The organism is Vibrio sp. RC586 (assembly GCF_000176715.1).
Lineage (GTDB): Bacteria > Pseudomonadota > Gammaproteobacteria > Enterobacterales > Vibrionaceae > Vibrio.
The window spans coordinates 364935-383265 of sequence record NZ_ADBD01000008.1; the positions used below are offsets into that span (position 1 = coordinate 364935).

15 protein-coding genes are annotated in these 18331 nt (G+C 46.6%); 7 read left to right on the top strand and 8 right to left on the bottom strand.

Going from position 1 to position 18331, the window contains the following annotated elements:
* Positions 1-70: 70 nt before the first annotated feature.
* Positions 71-829, bottom strand: coding sequence for a PilZ domain-containing protein (locus VOA_RS08820; protein ID WP_001088588.1), 759 nt, complete (start codon positions 827-829; stop codon positions 71-73).
* Positions 830-959: 130 nt separating this feature from the next.
* Between VOA_RS08820 and VOA_RS08815 the strand changes: the two genes are divergently transcribed.
* Together VOA_RS08815 and VOA_RS08810 are read left to right on the top strand one after the other, a co-directional pair.
* Positions 960-1247 carry a GNAT family N-acetyltransferase gene (locus VOA_RS08815; RefSeq protein WP_000002922.1) on the top strand — a complete coding sequence of 96 codons (288 nt, stop codon included), beginning with the start codon at positions 960-962 and terminating at the stop codon, positions 1245-1247.
* Positions 1248-1375: 128 nt separating this feature from the next.
* Positions 1376-4630: a S41 family peptidase gene (locus VOA_RS08810; protein ID WP_000550601.1), complete on the top strand. Its 3255-nt coding sequence runs from the start codon at positions 1376-1378 to the stop codon at positions 4628-4630.
* 61 nt (positions 4631-4691) lie between these two features.
* Here the strand turns inward: VOA_RS08810 and VOA_RS08805 are convergent, their stop codons facing one another.
* From VOA_RS08805 to deoD, 6 genes are all read right to left on the bottom strand, one after another.
* A complete protein-coding gene (locus VOA_RS08805) occupies positions 4692-5822 on the bottom strand; it encodes an HlyD family secretion protein (protein WP_000364995.1) in 1131 nt (376 codons plus the stop codon).
* Positions 5822-6211, bottom strand: coding sequence for a DUF3302 domain-containing protein (locus tag VOA_RS08800; protein ID WP_000478183.1), 390 nt, complete (start codon positions 6209-6211; stop codon positions 5822-5824). Before VOA_RS08800 ends, VOA_RS08805 begins: the two co-directional genes overlap by 1 nt.
* A 197-nt stretch (positions 6212-6408) precedes the next feature.
* Complete coding sequence (locus VOA_RS08795) at positions 6409-7989, bottom strand: GGDEF domain-containing protein (protein ID WP_000444719.1); 1581 nt, start codon at positions 7987-7989, stop codon at positions 6409-6411.
* Positions 7973-9457: a hypothetical protein gene (locus VOA_RS08790; protein ID WP_009355940.1), complete on the bottom strand. Its 1485-nt coding sequence runs from the start codon at positions 9455-9457 to the stop codon at positions 7973-7975. The genes VOA_RS08795 and VOA_RS08790 overlap by 17 nt, the downstream gene beginning before the upstream one ends.
* 155 nt (positions 9458-9612) lie before the next feature.
* Complete coding sequence (locus VOA_RS08785; RefSeq protein ID WP_001132376.1) at positions 9613-11082, bottom strand: hypothetical protein; 1470 nt, start codon at positions 11080-11082, stop codon at positions 9613-9615.
* Positions 11083-11146: 64 nt separating this feature from the next.
* Positions 11147-11857: a purine-nucleoside phosphorylase gene (gene deoD, locus VOA_RS08780; RefSeq protein WP_000224883.1), complete on the bottom strand. Its 711-nt coding sequence runs from the start codon at positions 11855-11857 to the stop codon at positions 11147-11149.
* Between the two features lie 321 nt (positions 11858-12178).
* Between deoD and VOA_RS08775 the strand changes: the two genes are divergently transcribed.
* From VOA_RS08775 to VOA_RS08760, 4 genes are read left to right on the top strand one after another with little or no spacing between them, the layout of a single operon-like run.
* A complete protein-coding gene (locus VOA_RS08775; RefSeq protein WP_001195133.1) occupies positions 12179-13132 on the top strand; it encodes a YbgA family protein in 954 nt (317 codons plus the stop codon).
* Positions 13122-13922, top strand: a complete 801-nt coding sequence (locus VOA_RS08770; protein ID WP_000742038.1) for a MerR family transcriptional regulator — start codon at positions 13122-13124, stop codon at positions 13920-13922. The genes VOA_RS08775 and VOA_RS08770 overlap by 11 nt, the downstream gene beginning before the upstream one ends.
* 9 nt (positions 13923-13931) lie before the next feature.
* The gene (phrB, locus tag VOA_RS08765) at positions 13932-15341 is read left to right on the top strand and encodes a deoxyribodipyrimidine photo-lyase (protein WP_001241782.1); all 1410 of its coding nucleotides are present in this window, start codon (positions 13932-13934) and stop codon (positions 15339-15341) included.
* Positions 15342-15349: 8 nt separating this feature from the next.
* Positions 15350-16270 carry a L,D-transpeptidase family protein gene (locus VOA_RS08760; protein ID WP_000269110.1) on the top strand — a complete coding sequence of 307 codons (921 nt, stop codon included), beginning with the start codon at positions 15350-15352 and terminating at the stop codon, positions 16268-16270.
* A gap of 67 nt (positions 16271-16337) precedes the next feature.
* Here the strand turns inward: VOA_RS08760 and VOA_RS08755 are convergent, their stop codons facing one another.
* Positions 16338-16586 (bottom strand): Lpp/OprI family alanine-zipper lipoprotein, encoded by a 249-nt coding sequence (locus tag VOA_RS08755; protein WP_001038493.1) that lies wholly within the window; start codon positions 16584-16586, stop codon positions 16338-16340.
* A 327-nt stretch (positions 16587-16913) separates the two neighbouring features.
* Here VOA_RS08755 and VOA_RS08750 point away from each other — a divergent pair, with 327 nt between their 5' ends.
* On the top strand, positions 16914-18260 hold the full coding sequence (locus tag VOA_RS08750) for a DEAD/DEAH box helicase (RefSeq protein ID WP_001159713.1): 1347 nt from the start codon (positions 16914-16916) through the stop codon (positions 18258-18260).
* Positions 18261-18331 lie beyond the last annotated feature (71 nt).

The following is an 18331-nucleotide window of genomic DNA, read 5'->3' on the forward strand; positions in this document are numbered from 1 at the left end:
TTGATCAATAAAACCAACAGCCGCTATCCTAGCGGCTGTTGTTTTATCTCATGTTAGTAAATTGAAACCACTACGATTTCTTGTCGACATTCAAGGTGAGTTTGGTGCCGTTAAACTTCAGCTGTGCCAACAAGTTTTTGGCGTTAGCTCGACCTTCCTCATTAAACTCCAACCCATAGCGAGCGTGATGAAGCGAGCGCTGTAGGTTACATATTTTTCCAGTTAGCGGGGGAAAGCTATTGTTGCCACGTAGATCAGAGAATATCTCAAGCGCAACCAAGTCTCCCATTTGGTAAGTTCTTCCCAATGGCGGAGTAATGAAGCGACAGCCACTGCGTGAGAGGTCACGCAATTCACAATCTCCACGCCGATCCTCAAAGACTACTTTGCCAGCCAAATTCAGCTCGAATCTTGGTTCTTTACGCAGTTGAGAGACTTGCATGGTATTGGGGATCGTCAAAAAAGCCAGTGGTAAGGGCTCTTGCAAAATGTGCATCAGCTGGCTGCGAAAATGAATGAGCGCTCCCTCTCCTCTGGGAGAGATGGCGCGAATGTTCATCCAAAACCCTTCTTGGAAGAAAAATCCTAAATCTTCGGGAGAGATTTTAGGTGTTTCAACCAGTAAAAATTTATCGGTATGAGTACCAATAAAAGGAGTACGGCAGACAAATTTTGTCCCCACCGGTGTGGTAATACTCAACGTTAACTCACTACCATGTTCCACCATAGCGAGCGCATCGGTACTGTTGATTGTTGATACAGTTTTGCTGCGTTGAGACTGCGTTTGGCCTTCATTATCATCAATATTTTCAGCGGGCCGTGAATTCATTTAACTTCTCCGTGTTGAGATACGACATCGGTGGATCCTAGAGTCCATTGAATTCTATGGTGATATAAGTGTAGATTCAAATGAGAGAGTCACCAACTAATTTGATCTATCTATCAAAAAAGGAGTGAATATGGCAAACAATGTGCAACATGATGAATCAAACCATTACTACAAAGTCGCTTTAGAAGGTGAATATTACGCCATTGTGAAATATCAACAGCAAGGCGAGGTGTTACACATTACATCGACCCGAGTGCCTGACGAGTTACAAGGCAAAGGATATGGCAAAGTAATGATGGAAAGTGTGTTACCCGAGATTGAGAGTGCAGGTTTGACGATTGTTCCGGTGTGCAGCTATGTCGCTCATTATCTTGAACGGCATCCCGAATGGCAGCATTTGCGCCATCGTTCCGTTTGACATGTGAAAGGAAGATTTTGAAGAGATGTCAGCATAGTTCGCTTTAAATGGTTTAGACGTCCTTAGCATATTGAGGTAACTTCTTATTTAAAAAGATGATGTATCTAAAGTATTGATAAGGAAGAGCGATGCATTTGCCACAATTTACCCTGAGCTCAGTGCTCTTGCTGACGTCGCTTATAGCCCCGAATCTAGGGCTCGCGAACACGAATCAACCCGAAACCGCTGCGCATGTTCGGCCAACTTGGTTAAGGGATATTGCACTGTCACCCGATGGGCAAAAGATCGCTTTTACCTACGCGGGGCAGATTTGGCTTGTGCCTGCGCAAGGAGGCGAAGCTGTTGCACTGACCGAAAGCGGTGTGTACAGCGAAAATCCAGTTTGGTCCCCAGACAGTCAATCGATCGCTTTCAGCTCAGATCGATATGGCTTTGGTGATGTTTTTATTCTTTCTATACAAGGAGGGGAGAGCCGCCGATTAACCTACCACGGAGCGAAGGATATTCCTTATGCGTTTTCGGCTGATGGTCAACTTATCTATTTCTCTTCACGTCGACTCGGCGATGATAAAGCCAATGCAAGTGTCAAACAGGGCAGTTTTATGGCACAGCTTTACTCTGTTCCCTCGGTTGGCGGCAGAGAGCAGCGAGTTTTGCCTATTGCAGTGAGTGATGTGGCGGTATCTCCTGCGCAATCTGAAATCCTTTACACCAATCAACCTTCAGATGAGCAACCGTGGCGTAAAGGTGCGGTGTCGGATGCCACACGTGATATTTGGCAGTGGTCCCCGCTCACTGGAAAACACACTCAAATCACCACTTTCCGTGGCGAAGACCGCAATCCAGTCTGGAGTACGGATGGGACATCTATGTTCTATCTGTCTGAGCAAGCGGGGAATTTTAATGTCTGGCAACAGCGCTTTGATGGCTCAGCGCCTGTGCAAATCACATATCATCAGCAGTTGCCAGTGCGTTTCTTAAGTGCCAGTTTACAAGGCGACTTAGCCTATGGGTTTGATGGTGAAATTTGGCGACTCAAAGCAGGCTCAGAGCAACCTCAAAAGGTGGATGTCTCGATACGTCGCAGCACGATGCCCGATGGCCGTCATAGTGTGAATTTTAACCTTGAAACCACCGAAATGGTGGTAGCTCCCAATGCCGCTGAAGTGGCGATTGTGGCGCGTGGGGATGTTTATGTGGTGTCTTTACTTTCTGGGTTAACCCAACGCATCACTGACACTCCTGAAGCGGAGCGAGATATTTCATTTTCCAGTGATGGGTATCGCTTGGTCTATGCCTCTGAGCGTGAGGGTAGTTGGAATCTTTATCAAAGCTACGTGAATGATGGAGGGAAAAGCTTTTCAACTTCACTCGATATTGTTGAAGAGCCTTTATTGATTACCGAATCGGATGTGATCCAACCGCTCTATTCCCCTAATCATAAACGGATCGCTTACCGTGAGAATCGTAATACGCTCAAAGTGTATGATATCGAACAGGATCAAACTTATACCCTATTAGATGAACATGCGCTCTATTCTTATGTTGATGCCGATCTGAGCTATCAGTGGTCGCCAGACAGTGAATATTTAGTGACTCGTGACCGAGCAATGTTTAATGGTGATATCCAACTACTGAAATTTGATGGAAGCGAAGTGCCGCTCAACCTAAGCCAAAGTGGCTTTGCTGAATTCATGCCACAATTTAGCGCTGATGGGCAATGGGTTTACTGGTTTACCGATGCCAAGGGTCTGCGTGATATTGATAATATGGTTGTGCAGTATGATGTCTACGGTGTTGCACTGAACCGCGAAGCCAAATTTGATTTCAATAAAACCCAAGAGCAGTTATGGCTTGAAGATGAAATCGCCGCTGAGAAAAATATTGTGCCTAGCCAACACCGGCCCGCAGAGTTAACGGTGGTGGAAAATAAAGGGCTTAAGCAGCGCATTATGCGTATGACACCAGTTTCATTAGATATTATTTTCAAATACTTAACAGAAGATAATAAAACGCTGATCATCGCTTACCGGACCGGTGATTCAGTACAAATCTCAGAAATCAATCTGCGCAGTGGTGAGATGACTGCTTTGTTTAATCGATCGAGCGAAGATGCCTTTTTACTTGCTATGGCCTCTGATGATGAAAGCCTACTCATTATGGGAGAGCACGGGATTGAGAATCTGAACGTTGTCACTGGCGATACGAAATTTGTGCGTTATCAAGCGAATGCTAATTTTGATTTTCGAGCGGAAATCGCCTACCTGTTTGATCATGTATGGCGACTGACTCAAACCAAATTTTATGATCCGAAAATGCATGATATGGACTGGAAACAGTACGGTGATTTATACCGTAAGCACTTACCAAGTATTCATACCTACAACGACTTTGCTGAACTACTGAGTGAAATGGTCGGAGAGCTCAATGTCTCACACACCGGAGCATTTTTTATGGCCGATAACTCTAGTTGGGAAGAGCCCGCATCGCTAGGGCTTTACTATGATGATCGTTATCGAGGCAAAGGGGTGCGCGTGAAATCACTTTTACCTGGCGGTCCTGCGGATACCTATCAATCCCCCATCAAAGCGGGTGCCATTATTTACTCGGTGAACGGTAAAGAGATTAGTGATCAGCAGGATATTCACACTTTCCTGAATTTTACCCAAGGCAAATTGACCCGTTTAAACGTGCTCGTACCAGGGGAGGATAAAGCGCAGAATTTCACGTTAATTCCGATCAGTTTAGAGGAAGAAAGTGAGCTGCTTTATGAGCAATGGGTTGAGCAGCGCCGAGGGCTCGTTGAAAAGCTGTCGGATGGTCGTTTGGGGTATGTACACCTTGCCGCGATGGATGCGAATAGCTTTGAGCAGATGCAAAATGATATGTTTGGCCGTGAGAAAGACAAACTAGGCTTAGTGGTGGATGTACGTTTTAATGCCGGTGGCTGGCTGCATGATCAAGTGATGGAGATCTTATCAGGAACACGGCATTCAGTGCTGCAAACTCGTGATGGGTATGTGGTTTCCTCCTTCCCAGAACGACGCTGGGCGAAACCGAGCATTATGCTCGCCAATGCTGACAGCTATTCTGATGGATCGATTGTGCCTTATTTCTATCAAAAAGAAGGTCTCGGAAAGCTGGTTGGAGAACGAGTCCCTGGTACAGGCACAGCCGTGATTTGGGAGCGGCAACAAGAACCGGGATTGGTGTACGGAGTGCCGCAATTAGGCATTAAAGATGAACAAGGTCGTTGGTTCGAAAACCAAGAAATTGTCCCCGATATTTTGGTATATAACGATCCAGAATCCGTTGTGGCAGGTGAAGATCGCCAGTTGGCCGCTGCAGTCGAAGCACTGCTAGCCGACACGGCTTCTAAATAAACGACTAACTAAAGAAAAGCCGCTCAATTGAGCGGCTTGTTACATTCATCATCCCCGAAAATTAGTGATCGAGATAGAGGTAGTTTTGCCAGCTCTTCATACGGATCAGAATTTTGCGCATGATAGAGACGTGCTCAAAGCTGTCTGAATACACCGCAACTTCAACAGCTGTGCCCATTGGAAGATGGTACTGAGATAAATCATCGGTAATACGAAGCGTGACAAATACACGTCCCGATGTTTTGAGTGCTTCCGTCCCAAGGAGCGAACCCCGCGCTTGGAACTGGCTCTCGCCAATGGCAGGTAGCACTTCAATCACTTCACCTTTGAATACCTTACCAGGTAATGCGCGGAACATGAATTCAGCTTCAAACCCGGGTTGTAGGCGCTGTAGCGAGTTTTGGCGGAACGCCGCAGTATAGATTTTCTCTTCAGTGTGCACAAAAGTCATCACGGGAGCTAACGGCAGTGGTACCGACATCATGCCAGGGCGCAGTGCCAATTGAGTCACATACCCATCCGTTGGTGCACGAACAACGGTTTGTTCCAAATCGAATTCTGCTTTACGCAGTTCAGCTAACAGTTGAGCTACCGTGGTGTTTTCGCCACCGACTTCTGAATCTAAAGCGATTTGGGCTTGCTCTTGTTTTGACTGTGCCACTTCTAAGGCCGCTTGCGCCGCTTTGTAGGCTTGGCGAGTGGTATCCATTTGTTGCTCAGTAAAAGCCCCACGATCATAGCCACGTTTGTAACGGTCGAACTCACGTTGTGCTTTGTCTCGTTCTGCTACTGCTTTTAATACTGCAGCTTGCGATTCCTTCAACGTTGATTCTAGCCCTAAAGCGCCTTGACTTGCTTCTTTCACTTTCGCGCTCAAGCGAGCAACTTCCGCTTCAAAAGGTACAGGGTCGATACGAAACAGCACATCCCCTTGTGTGAGCGGTTGGTTCGCTTTAACGGGAACATCAATGACACGACCACGAACGCCAGAAACAATCGGGGTGGTTGAATACACCTGATTGCCCAGTTGAGTGAAAGGGTGGTTGTAGTTCATCAACAAAATCAGCGTACCAATTAAAACCACACCGCCTAAAACCGCCGTCGGTACTGTCCATTTATTGAGAGGGATTTTGAAAATTTTAAATACCGCAACGCACAATGCTGTGTAAGTTAGGATCAGCAGTAAATCCATTATTGCTTCTCCTCTGAACTCGGTGCAGCAACGGGGGGGGGGGAAACCGGAGAAGCTGAGGCTTTCAATGTCTCTAGCTCGGTACGCAGCTGTTTGACTTCGTCAATCAGCACATCCACTCGGTGGTGAATATCATGCTGTTCGGCTTCGAGTTTTGCAAAACCCCAACCACGCTCTTTGCGCCACAAGGTGGCCCAAATCCATAAAAATGGCCATAAAGCATGGAGAGTAAATAGGCTTACCCAACCTGCGTAATGAATGGCATCTTGATGTGGATGGTCACGTTCTTTCGAGATTTCATAGGGTATGTCATGAATGACAATGATGCCGTAAAAAATGACCAGGGCGACAAAGATCAGTAACCCAAGGGCAAAATAGTCGAGAAACATGCAGTGGTCCTTTTGTCCAATAAGGCGAAATAAGCTGCTGAACTAATGAGTAGGGCAGCAGATGGCGAGTAATGTGAAAGACGTCCTGATGGTGCTGTGTCCACCTCCACATTCACTGCCGAAATGATAGTAAACGGAATAATACTAGAAACAAAGCGCAGAAGAGGAAGCTAAGTGGTAGATTTGCCGATTTTTTGCTATTCCACACATACTTGGTTACGGCCATTGGCTTTGGCACGATACAACGCTTTGTCTGCACGGTAGAAGGTGCGCTGAGTGTTTTCACCATCACGATGTAAAGTGATGCCGATGCTAACGGTGAGCCCACGTTCTCCAAGCACTTCTTGCCAAGGGAAGTCAAAAATACGTTGGCGGTAGGTTTCTGCGTGCATTTGTGCCATGTCGGCAGTCACGTGTTCAAGGATCACCAAAAACTCTTCGCCGCCAAAGCGTACGCAAGAGGCTCCGCGGAATTTAAAGTAGGTGGCTAGTTCACTGGAGACATTGGTAATTGCTTTATCGCCAACCAAATGACTCAACTCATCGTTGATCGATTTAAAGTGATCGATATCCACTACCAAGAAAGCAAACGGGGTTTCATGGAGCAGCAGATCTTTGAGTTTTACATCGAGCCAACGGCGATTATGTAATTTGGTTAATGGATCAGTGAACACATCTTGCTGCAACTGCAGCACGGTATTTTTCTGATTTTCCGTAGTTTCTTTGAGTTCTCGGTTTTCGAGTTCTGACAAGATCAACTTCAGCTGCAGTTCAAAACGCGATAGGCGACGAAGCTGAATCGGGCCTAGCTCACTGATCGGGATCCGTTTCATTAAATCGCTTTCGATGCGGAAAACTTTTTTCTCATAAGTGAGGGCGGTGGAGTACAAATTCTCCATTTCGCATACTTCACTGAACGCTTCGTATAAGCGTTTTTCAAGGAAAGGCGACTGAATGTTTTTTAGGCGCTTTTCGGTACTGCTGAGCAGTAAAGTGGCTAAATGGGCTTTTCCTGCTTTTGATAGGCAATGAGCTAGCTCGATGCGCAGCATGCTTGAAAGCCAATCTGAGGGCGTGAGAGATGATGAATATTGCGCATTGGCCAATGTCATCATGGCCTTTTGCACTTTGCCTTGCTGTAAGTAGAGCTTGGCTTGATACAGCATGATCTGCCCAGTCAGCAATTTATCACTGACTAAAATACTCAACTCTTCGCACTCTTTGATGAGATCATTAGCAACCGCAAAACGTCCAAGGCTGATGTAGCAAGCCAGCATGTAGAGTTTGTACCGTAGGCGCAGTGAGCGACTGGAAATTGCATGATCTATGCTGTCGATTTTCTGGTAGTAGCGTAAGGCTCGACTATGATCACCATATGCATCACACAAGTTGCCCATACCGAGAACTGCCAAAACGTAGTCATCTATCATGCCGTGTTCAACCGCAATATTTGAAATCGCGACATATTCGGATAGAGCAACCACGTACTCACCGTGATCCAGTAAACGCTCACTTAAACTGTGTTTAACGGAGAGGAGTAACTCGAGATCGGCGGGCAGCTCCAAAAGTGAAAGTGCAGCTCGTAACTCTTCAATACTGGTTTGCCACTGTTTCATTTCGCGGCGATATTCCGCGCTGATGATGTAACTCTGTGCGCGCTCTTGCGTTGTGCTGGCCACATGTTGTCTAACATGATTCCAAAAAATGATCGCTTCTTCGCCAGTCACTGCCGCCGCATCTAATCCAGCTTCTTTGATCTTATTAAGCAGGCTTTCCATTCGACTTTTCCTGTGCTTGGTTATCAATCAACTGTTCCAAAGTAAATGGGAAGGACAGAATATCTTGCAGCGTAATTTTGGGAAGTGGGCCATCTAATCCTTTACGATGCCACGGGTAAATTTCAATCATTTTGGCCATGACTTGGAAAATCTCTAAGGCCGCATCGCCTTTTTCTGCCAACAGCAGGCCTAAACGGTCACCACTGATGCGTGAGAGTAAATCTTGGGGGGCGCAGAGTGAGTGGATCACCTCTGTGCACACATCGATGTATTTGGGGTTGGTGTGTTCAACCACAACAACTGCGTGGTTGGATTTCTTCAGCTCGGTTTTGAACAACACTAACTGTTCCCACCAATAAGTTTCAGATACAACATTAGAGAGGTGTTTTTCAGGGTCGAATTCGTGTTGACCGCGAATCCGGTTGATCAGTTTGCGAGCGCGTTGTTCAAGTTGGCGTTTTGACGAACGCGCTTTATCCATACCAACGCGCATGGTTTGCTCACGCAGCATCATTACGGTGTAGTGGCGATATTTTTTAAAGGCGATCAAAGCGGCTTGCGCATTGCTATTTTCTTCAGCAACGCGAGATTGCTGATAACAAATCTGTGACAGTAATTCGCCGTTATCAAAGGCGGTGGCCGCTTTTTCGGCATTGCTGAGTAATTCGGCGGCGGCGGAGAAATTTTTACGCAGGAGTTCAAGGCGCGCACGGCTGATGTAGGAGTGCGCTTTCATCCAAGTCAAGTTATTGACAACGGCTAGTTCATGGGCCTTACGCGTGGCTTCTTCAGCATCTTCGATGCGTTCTAAACCAAGTAGTGCCAAACCGCGAAAATCCCATACTTCGGCTTGCCAAGTGGTGTTCGGATGGTTTTGCAACACTTCTTCTGCCCCATCAAGAACAGTCAACATGTCCACATACTGGTTGAGATGGTAAAGATCCCATGCCCATAGAATGCGGGCTTTACCTTCTAGCCAGTCGATGCGGGTGTTATTGGCGACTTTCACTGCCAGTTCATGGGTTGAGCAGGCAAGTTTGTATTCTGCCGTGATGCGCCAAATATTACCAAGACCGATCAGGCATTCGATTTCAGTTTCTGGTTGATCAACGAGTGCCGATTGTTCTAAGGCATTAATCCAAAACTGCTGGGCGGTGTAATACTTAGCTTGTCCCCAGTAGTGTAGGGCATGGATATGAAGGATCTCTGGCAGAAAATGATCAGTATCGAGGTTGCTTTGGTTTTGAAAAGCTTCTTTGATGTATTTCAGCCCAGTACGGTAATCCATCTTGCACCAGTAGCAGCGCGACATGATGATCAGCGCTTCAATCATGGCTGAAGTGAAATGAATCTGCCGAGCTCGGATTAAACACAGTTCAGCTTGAACTAATACCTTCTCAGGCTCAGATTCGATACGCAATCTCAGCTGTTCGATTTCCAGTTCAAGAAGATATTGGCTTTTGTCCAAAATGGTGTCGTCCTTGGGCGATTTAATGCTCGTCATGGCTTGCTATTATAGAGGCAAGACGTCATTAAACACGAATTCATGTGAAATTACGGACACTTTTATCATGTCATTCGACAATAATTGGTGTTATCTCACACTCTTCCTTTCTAAGCAATTTAGGACAAAAGTTCCTTTAATGTTAGGGGATGCTGAGATAAACCTAAGTTTTGTGCCGCAGTGAATCCATGCTTATCTTGATAGCATAAATTATGCCATGCTCGGAAGATATCCAATAACGGTTGGATGCCGCCAGGGCGTAGCTTGCGACGTGGTTCATTAATGAAAGATTCAAACAGCAGCTGGAATCGATTTTGATAAAACTCGATTTGTTTGATGGAAGCATGCTGCAGCCAATGCTGCGGCTCTGGATTACTGCCAGCGAGGTAACAGATGCCTTTCGCTTTGGTCCCTGAATGAGCGATAGCCCAACGGTCACGCCACCATCCCATATGAACAATATCTGTTTTATCAAATGAGGTATGCGCTTGCCAATCGGGGTCTTCTTCCACGTACATAAGGTCAACGTTTTGACGTTGAATTCGAGATAGGCTGACACTCAATGCCGCCGAACGCAGCAGAGGATCCTGCGGCATGTAAATCGAAACACGTTTCTCCGGATCGCACATATCCAACACATGTAAATAGTGTGCATACGAGGTGTAAGGTGGTCGAATCACTGCCCCTTTAGAGGGGTAGTGGAACTGAGCCATGTTGCCCATCGGATCCTCCACATTGGCTCGAGCCAGAATTAACTGGTAGTGGTTATCAATCCGTTCTCGAAGTAGTGTGGCATTTTGAGGGGGCGAGGCTTGGGTTTCTGCCTGATATGCTCGAGGTACAAAACGCGCAGGCGTTTGGTACGGGTCGTGGTCTAGGCTACCAATGGGTTCTTCTTTGGCGGAGTAGTTTAGATGTTGGCAGAGAATGTATCCTGTTTGGGCATCGCCCGTGGCTATCCAATACACACCATTTTGGCTGTGCGCCTGTAAAGGTTGGTAGTGAGAGGCGAAATGATACGCTTTAGCATGGTTGATCCAACGCGCATCGATCATTGCTAATTTGCGTCGGCAACGGCTGGCAATATGGTCAAGATGATCGTAAAACGTCTTAGGATTTATCGCCAATTTACGGCAGATTTCACGCACTGAATAGCCGGTAAACAGTAGCCCGAGCAGTGATTCTTGGAAATTGAGTTTATGGTTTGCCCCCGACCATTTATCAACAAAAGTCGCGTGGCAGGCTTTGCAGCGGTAACGCTGACGATCACCACTATAACCAAAGGCATGGTACAGCTGCTTGTGAGTGTGCACAGATAACCCCGTATTCGTGCAAGCCGGATTATGGCAAGCGGGGAGGCCTTCGCTGTGCAATTGACGTAAGCGGTGCAGTTCATTCACCACTTCGCGATTGTTAAGTAAGGGGGGGAAAGCTCCACATTCACGACAAACCATCGCTGGCCGTTTCGGGTTTGCGCGCTGCAAAACGTAATGTTTTGCTTCACTCAATCCAAAGTTGTCACACGCCAATGTTTTACAAAAGTTGAGTTGTAAACCTTCTGCGTCCGGTGGTAGTTGGTCGTTAGGCACGATCTCCCCCTCGGGGTATTTCTGACCGTCAGACCTTTTGGCCTGACGGTGATGACAAGATAAATTAGATGTTGATTGCGGTTTCAAGCGCGACTTTCATCATGTCATTAAATGATTTTTGACGATCTTCAGAGCTGAGTTTTTCACCACGCAGAATGTGGTCAGAAACAGTCAAAATCGTCAGTGCACGAGCGCCAAGGTCAGCGGCTACACCGTAGATACCAGCTGCTTCCATATCCACACCTAAAATGCCCAGTTTCTTCATTTTTTCGAAGATTTCTGGCTCAGGGGTGTAGAACAGATCCGCAGAGAAAACGTTACCCACTTTCACTGGTACTTGTTGAGTACGCGCTTGATTCACGGCAGTTTCCAGCAGATCGTAATCCGCGATCGCAGCAAAATCATGACCGCTGAAGCGGATGCGGTTTACTTTAGAGTCGGTCGATGCACCCATGCCGATCACCACGTCCATCAGTTTCACATCGTCACGCACTGCGCCACAGCTACCGATACGAATAATGTTCTTCACGCCATATTCTGCAATCAACTCATGGACATAGATGCTGCAAGATGGAATGCCCATCCCATGGCCCATGACAGACACTTTTTTGCCTTTATAAGTGCCAGTAAAACCAAACATGCTGCGTACATCGCACACTTGCTTCACGTCTTCTAAGAAGGTTTCTGCAATGTATTTTGCGCGTAGTGGGTCGCCTGGCATCAATACGGTTTCAGCAAAATCACCAGCTTGTGCATTAATGTGTGGGGTTGCCATGGTTATTCTCCAATTCAGTTCAGCCAACGGAGTAAAGATTGATTACAAATCCTGTTGGCTGAGGATTTATCTGTTGCGCCAATACTAGCCAGTATAGACAGGGCTCCTTGAGAGGGTTGTCACAAAATACTCTCTTTCAAACGGAATTTAAGAGGTTGATAACGAAATATGTTGAAATTGATAAGGCAACCGTTGAGCTAATCGTTTGGCTAGTGTGTAGGTGTATTTCGTGTACAAAAATAAAATTTGTATAGCTTGTGGTGGCGTGCTATAGATCTTGTACGGAAATTTTAATTGTACAGATAAGTGTTGGAGACTCGTATGCAGACCACGCCGCTCAAAATTGGCATCAGTGCTTGTCTTCTCGGGGCGAAAGTACGCTTCGATGGCGGGCACAAAATCAGCCATTTCGTTACAGATGAACTCGCGCGTTACGCTGAATTTGTTTCTGTCTGCCCTGAAATGGGGATGGGCTTGCCAGTGCCACGAGCAACCTTACGGCTGATCTCTGAGAGTGAACGGATTGCCTTGGTGGAAACCAAAGATGGCACTCGTGACCATACCGAAGGGCTGGAACGCTATTCGCAGCAAAAAATCGCTGAGTTGCAAACCTCAGATCTTTGCGGCTATATCGTCTGTGCGAAGTCCCCAAGTTGCGGTATGGAACGAGTCAAAGTGTACAAACAGCATGGCACTGAGAAAGAGGGGGTGGGTATTTACACTCGAATCTTGATGGAAAAAATGCCTTGGTTGCCTGTTGAAGAGGATGGTCGTTTGAATGATCCAGTGCTACGTGAAAACTTCATCACTCGTCTGTATTGCTTGCATGATTTTCATCTCAGTATGGGTGAATTGCCTAGTGCCAAAAAAGTGGTGGATTTCCACTCTCGCTACAAATTGAGTTTGATGGCGCATCATCCAGAGTCCTATCGGGCTTTGGGAAAATTGGTGGCCAATGTGAAACAGTATCCGCTGGATACTTTTATTCAGGAGTACCGCTTAGGTTTGATGCAGGCCTTGGCTCACCGTGCCAGTCGCAAGAACAACACCAATGTGCTGATGCATCTGCAAGGGTATTTCAAACGCTCGCTCAACAAATTGCAAAAAGCAGAATTGTCGCAAGTGATCGAAAGCTACCGATTAGGTGAACTGCCACTGCTTGCGCCACTGACTTTGCTAAAACATTATCTCGCGTTGTATCCCGATGGGTATCTTGATCAACAACGCTATCTGAATCCTTATCCTTCGGAGTTGAAATTACGTTATGGCTTGTGATGAAAAACGTTACGCGATTCGCGAAGTAGCAGAGATAACCGGCGTAAAGCCTGTAACTCTGCGTGCATGGCAGCGTCGGTATAATTTGGTGCAGCCGGATCGTACTGAAAAAGGGCACCGTTTGTTCACCGAGCAAGACATCGAAATGATCCGCCAAATCCAAAGCTGGCTGGCGAAAGGGGTGGCGATTGGTAAAGTCGGGCCACTGTTACAAAGTGGTGTGACTGATCCAGAATTCGCCCCACAAAGTGCTCACCAACTGGAAGAGTGCGAAGCTTTACTCACGGCATTGGCTGCATTACAGCGCTCCAAAGCAGAGCAGATCATCGCAACTGTATTAAAAGAATACCCACTGAATGTGATGCAAGCTCAGTTTTTACAGCCTGTTGCAGAAGCTTTAGAAAGAGTGAAAGGGCCACTGCGTTCCCTACAAATGGGGCTGTTTCGCATTCTAATGTTGACTAAGTTAGCGTTTATTCTCGATGCTGAAAACAAAGCCTCCACCAAAGGCAAGTGTTTGTGCATCAGTTTGGACGAAGCTGGTTCACTCAATGCTTGGCTATGGGCTCTCGCTTGGGCAGAAAAAGGTTATCAAGTGACTCTACTTGAAGCGGTAGAGGATATTCGCGGTTTACAAGATCATCCCAGTCTAGCTTCATATCACACCTTGGCGCTTCATGCTCATCGCTCTTTGCCAGCCACGCAGCTCTCGGCATTAGACAGTTTGCAACAGCGGTTTGGTGATCGGTGTGTGCTGTCCGAGGTATTGCAACAGTTACAACAGCAATAAGGTATTGGTATGCGATTGGTTTGGTTGCGGCGCGATCTGCGCTGCGTCGATAACAGTGCACTCTCGGCGGCTATTGCAAGTGGTGACCCCGTGGTGGCGGTGTACCTTGCTACACCGAAGCAGTGGCAACAGCACCATTTAGCTCCGATACAAGCGGATTTTATCTGGCGGCGTTTGGGAGCCCTGCAGCAAGAACTCGCGAAGCTGAATGTTCCGCTTCTTTATCGCCAAGTTGCTGATTTCCATGATGCTGCCGAGGTGATCTGTCAGTTAGCGAAGACTCTTAAAGCCAAGCAGGTATTCGCGAATCGAGATTATGAGCTGGATGAACAGCAGCGTGATCTCCGCACGGAGCAGCGGCTCGCAGAACAGCAGATTGCATGGTGGGCATTTGATGATAAGTGCATTCTTCCTCCTGGCTCTGTACGCACTCAGCAAGGTGAGTTTTTTAAAGTGTTCACCCCTTTTAAACGTGCGTGGCTGAGCTTGTTTCAACCCCCAACGATTGTCAAAAACTCTCCAGCCTTGAAAGGGATAATCCCCTCTGAATTAACAGATTGGATTTGGAATAGTGAACAAGCGTTTGATTACGAGAGAGTCGATAGCTCCCAATGGCCTGTGGAGTTTGAAACCATACGTAATCAGTTGCGCGATTTTTGCCGAGAGCGAGTGCAGGATTACCATCAATGGCGTGATTTCCCTGCGCGTACAGGTACGAGTTCGCTCTCCCCCTATCTAGCGATTGGTGCTTTGTCGGCGCGTCAATGTGTTGCTCGTTTGTATCGTGAATCGGCAATGGGGGTCCTTGGCGAAGGGGCTCAAGTCTGGTTAAGTGAACTGATTTGGCGTGAGTTCTATCAGCATTTGGTCGCGCGGGAACCCAATCTTTCCAAAAGCCGTGATTTTCATGAGTGGGGATCTCACCTTGAATGGTGGAACGATCACGAAAAATTTCAACGTTGGTGTGAAGGCCAAACCGGGTATCCGATCGTCGATGCCGCGATGCGCCAACTTAATCAAACGGGATGGATGCACAATCGGCTACGCATGATAGTCGCGAGTTTTCTCACTAAAGATCTGCATATCGATTGGCGTTGGGGAGAACGCTATTTTATGAGTCAACTGATTGATGGTGATTACGCAGCCAACAATGGCGGTTGGCAGTGGTGCGCGTCAACGGGGTGTGACGGGCAGCCCTACTTCCGGATTTTTAATCCCGTCAGTCAAGGGGAAAAATTTGACCCGAATGGTGATTTCATCCGTCGTTGGGTGCCTGAATTAAGGGGGCTTTCTTCAGCATATATTCATCAGCCTTGGACCTATCCGGCTGTCAATAGCGTGTTATATCCTGCGCCACTAGTTGATCATAAACAGGAAAGAGAAGTAACCTTACGTTTGTATAAAACAGCGAAGGGATAACCAGCAGTATGTGGCGGAAAGTTTGGGCAATCGGTTGTTCATTGGTGGTCAGTTATAGCGTTGATGCCGCCGTGTTCGATCTACCTGTGGAAGGCAGTAGCATAGTCGGTAGCACGCAATACCACGAGATTCAGAAAGGGGAAACACTGTCAGAAATTGCCAAGCAGTATGATATTGGCTTTTTGGCATTGATGGCAGCTAACCGTGGTGTGGACCCGTTCTTGCCTCAAGACGGTTTTGTATTAGCGATCCCTGCGCAAATCATTCTACCTAAAGTGGCTTATGAGGGCATTGTGATCAATCTTGCTGAGCTGCGTCTTTATTACTTCCGACCTAACGAAGGTAAAGTGCATATTTTCCCAGTTGGGATCGGACGAATTGGCCGTGATACTCCGGTGATGCAAACCTCAATCAGCAGCAAACGCAAAAATCCAACATGGACACCACCAGAGTCTGTACGTCGCGAACATAAAGCGAAGGGCGATATTTTACCCGCAGTCGTGCCTGCAGGGCCGGATAACCCACTTGGCGATTATGCAATGAGATTAGCTTATGGTTCTGGAGAGTATTTGATCCACGGCACCAACAAAGATTTCGGGATTGGTATGCGCGTGAGTGCAGGATGTATTCGTATGGATCCCAAAGACATCGAATGGTTATTTCAGCAGGTGGAGCGCGGTGAGAAAGTTCGTATTATCAACGAGCCGATCAAAGTGGCGTTAGAGCCAGATCGCAGCGTATTTATTGAAGTTCATGAACCTTTAACCCGCAGCAATGGCGAGAAAAAAGAGTTAGTGATGCCAGAGGATTTGAGTTGGTGGCTAGCTGAAAATAAACTTTCGGATGCCAAAGCACGCGCCGCCGTATTGGCACAAAATGGCGTGCCGGTAGAAGTCGCTCCCCCACAGTGGGAATCTTTAGCTCAATAAAGCCCAATAGCCAGTATAAAAAAGAGCCAGCAATCGCTGGCTCTTCAATTAAAGCATTACTCAGAGATTACTTAGTGTAAGACTGAGCAATGTTGTCGATACGTTCGTTAGCACGAGCAGCTTCTTCTTGTGCTGCTTTCGCTGCTTCGTTTGCTTGATCTACTTTTGATGCCAGTGCAGAAACTTGTGAGTTCAGTTCGCTAACCTGATTGCTGATTTCGTTCATTTTTGCAGTAGTAGCTTCATCAGGACCAGAGGCACAGCCTGCTAGTAGGAGTACAGAAGACGCTGCTGCTGCGATTAACATCTTGTTCATAGAGAGTTCCTTAACTTGGTAAGTCGGTATCAGTTACGTCCTATACTTATGTGCATTTAAAATATGGACGAGATCATTGTAGTCGCAATTTCGCGTAAAACTAGTCCTGAAAAGTTAAAAAAATCCAATAATATGACAAGGAATCAACAAATTGTCGTGCATTCTAGTTTGGCGCTGATGAGAATGGCCTTTTTCATTCCTACTGCTTATCCATTCTTGGATTATTTTATCCATTGACTATCTATGAATAGGTGATTTGCGCTATCATGACGGACTTTTTCGTGATCTGCTTCGTACTTTTAAGCATAACCAAAGATGGAGAATACTTTGCAATTTAAAGATTTAGGCTTAGATAATCGCTTACTGAAAAATCTAGCACATTATAATTTCAAACAAGCGACAGAAATCCAACAGCAAGCAATACCGTTAACGATAGCGGGACGTGATTTGTTGGCTTCATCTAAGACTGGTTCAGGCAAAACGTTAGCCTTTGTGCTACCTATGTTGCACAAATCTTTAAAAACCAAAGCATTTTCGGCAAAAGATCCTCGTGGTGTTATTTTAGTTCCAACTCGTGAACTGGCGAAACAAGTGTATGGTGAGCTGCGTTCGATGCTAGGGGGCTTGAGCTATACCGCAACCGTAATTACTGGCGGTGAAAACTTTAACGATCAAGTGAAAGCGTTAGCGCGTGGACCTCGTTTTATTGTAGCGACACCGGGGCGTTTAGCGGACCATCTGGATCATCGTTCTCTGTTTTTGGATGGTTTAGAAACCTTAGTGTTGGATGAAGCCGACCGTATGCTGGATTTAGGTTTTGCTAAAGAGTTGCGTCGTATTCATAACGCAGCGAAGCACCGCCGTCGCCAAACTTTGATGTTCTCAGCTACGTTAGATCACGCGGATGTGAATGACATGGCGATGGAGATGCTCAATGATCCAAAACGTATCGCGATTGGGGTTGGCAGCGAAGAGCACAAAGACATTACTCAGCACTTCTACTTGTGTGACCATTTAGATCATAAAGAAGCATTATTGGATCGCATTCTGGCGGACGCCGACTATCGCCAAGTGATCATTTTTACTGCCACGCGTGCAGATACCGATCGCTTGACCGAAAAACTCAATAAAAACAACCTAAAAGCGGTAGCGTTAAGCGGTAATTTAAACCAAACGCAGCGTAACACCATTATGGGGCAGTTTGAGCGCACCGTGTTTAAGATCCTTGTTACAACTGATGTGGCTTCACGTGGTTTGGACATTCCATCGGTCACTCACGTGATCAACTTTGATATGCCAAAGCATACGGAAGAGTATGTGCATCGTATCGGTCGTACTGGTCGTGCAGGCAACAAAGGTGATGCTATGTCGTTAGTAGGCCCTAAAGATTGGGATAGCTTCAAACGTGTAGAGGCCTTCTTACAACAAGAGATTCAGTTTGACGTGATGGAAGGCTTGGAAGGTAAATTCAAAGGCCTCAAACCTCGCCAAGCGGCTCAAAAAACCGCGTCAAGCAAGCGTGTGGTGAAAGCGAAAGCCCCTACGAAAGCGAAAAAAGCCACACCGCGTGATAAGAGCTTCTACCAAAATGTGTCTGTGGGTGACGCTGTGTTTATCCCGAAAAAGAAAGTCGCGCCTAAGCCAGATGCGGATTTGGAAGACGAAATCGAATAAGCCGAATAGAAATTGAATAGATGATTGGTAATAAAAAGGTCTGGGTAAACCATAATGCCGATCGTTTTAAG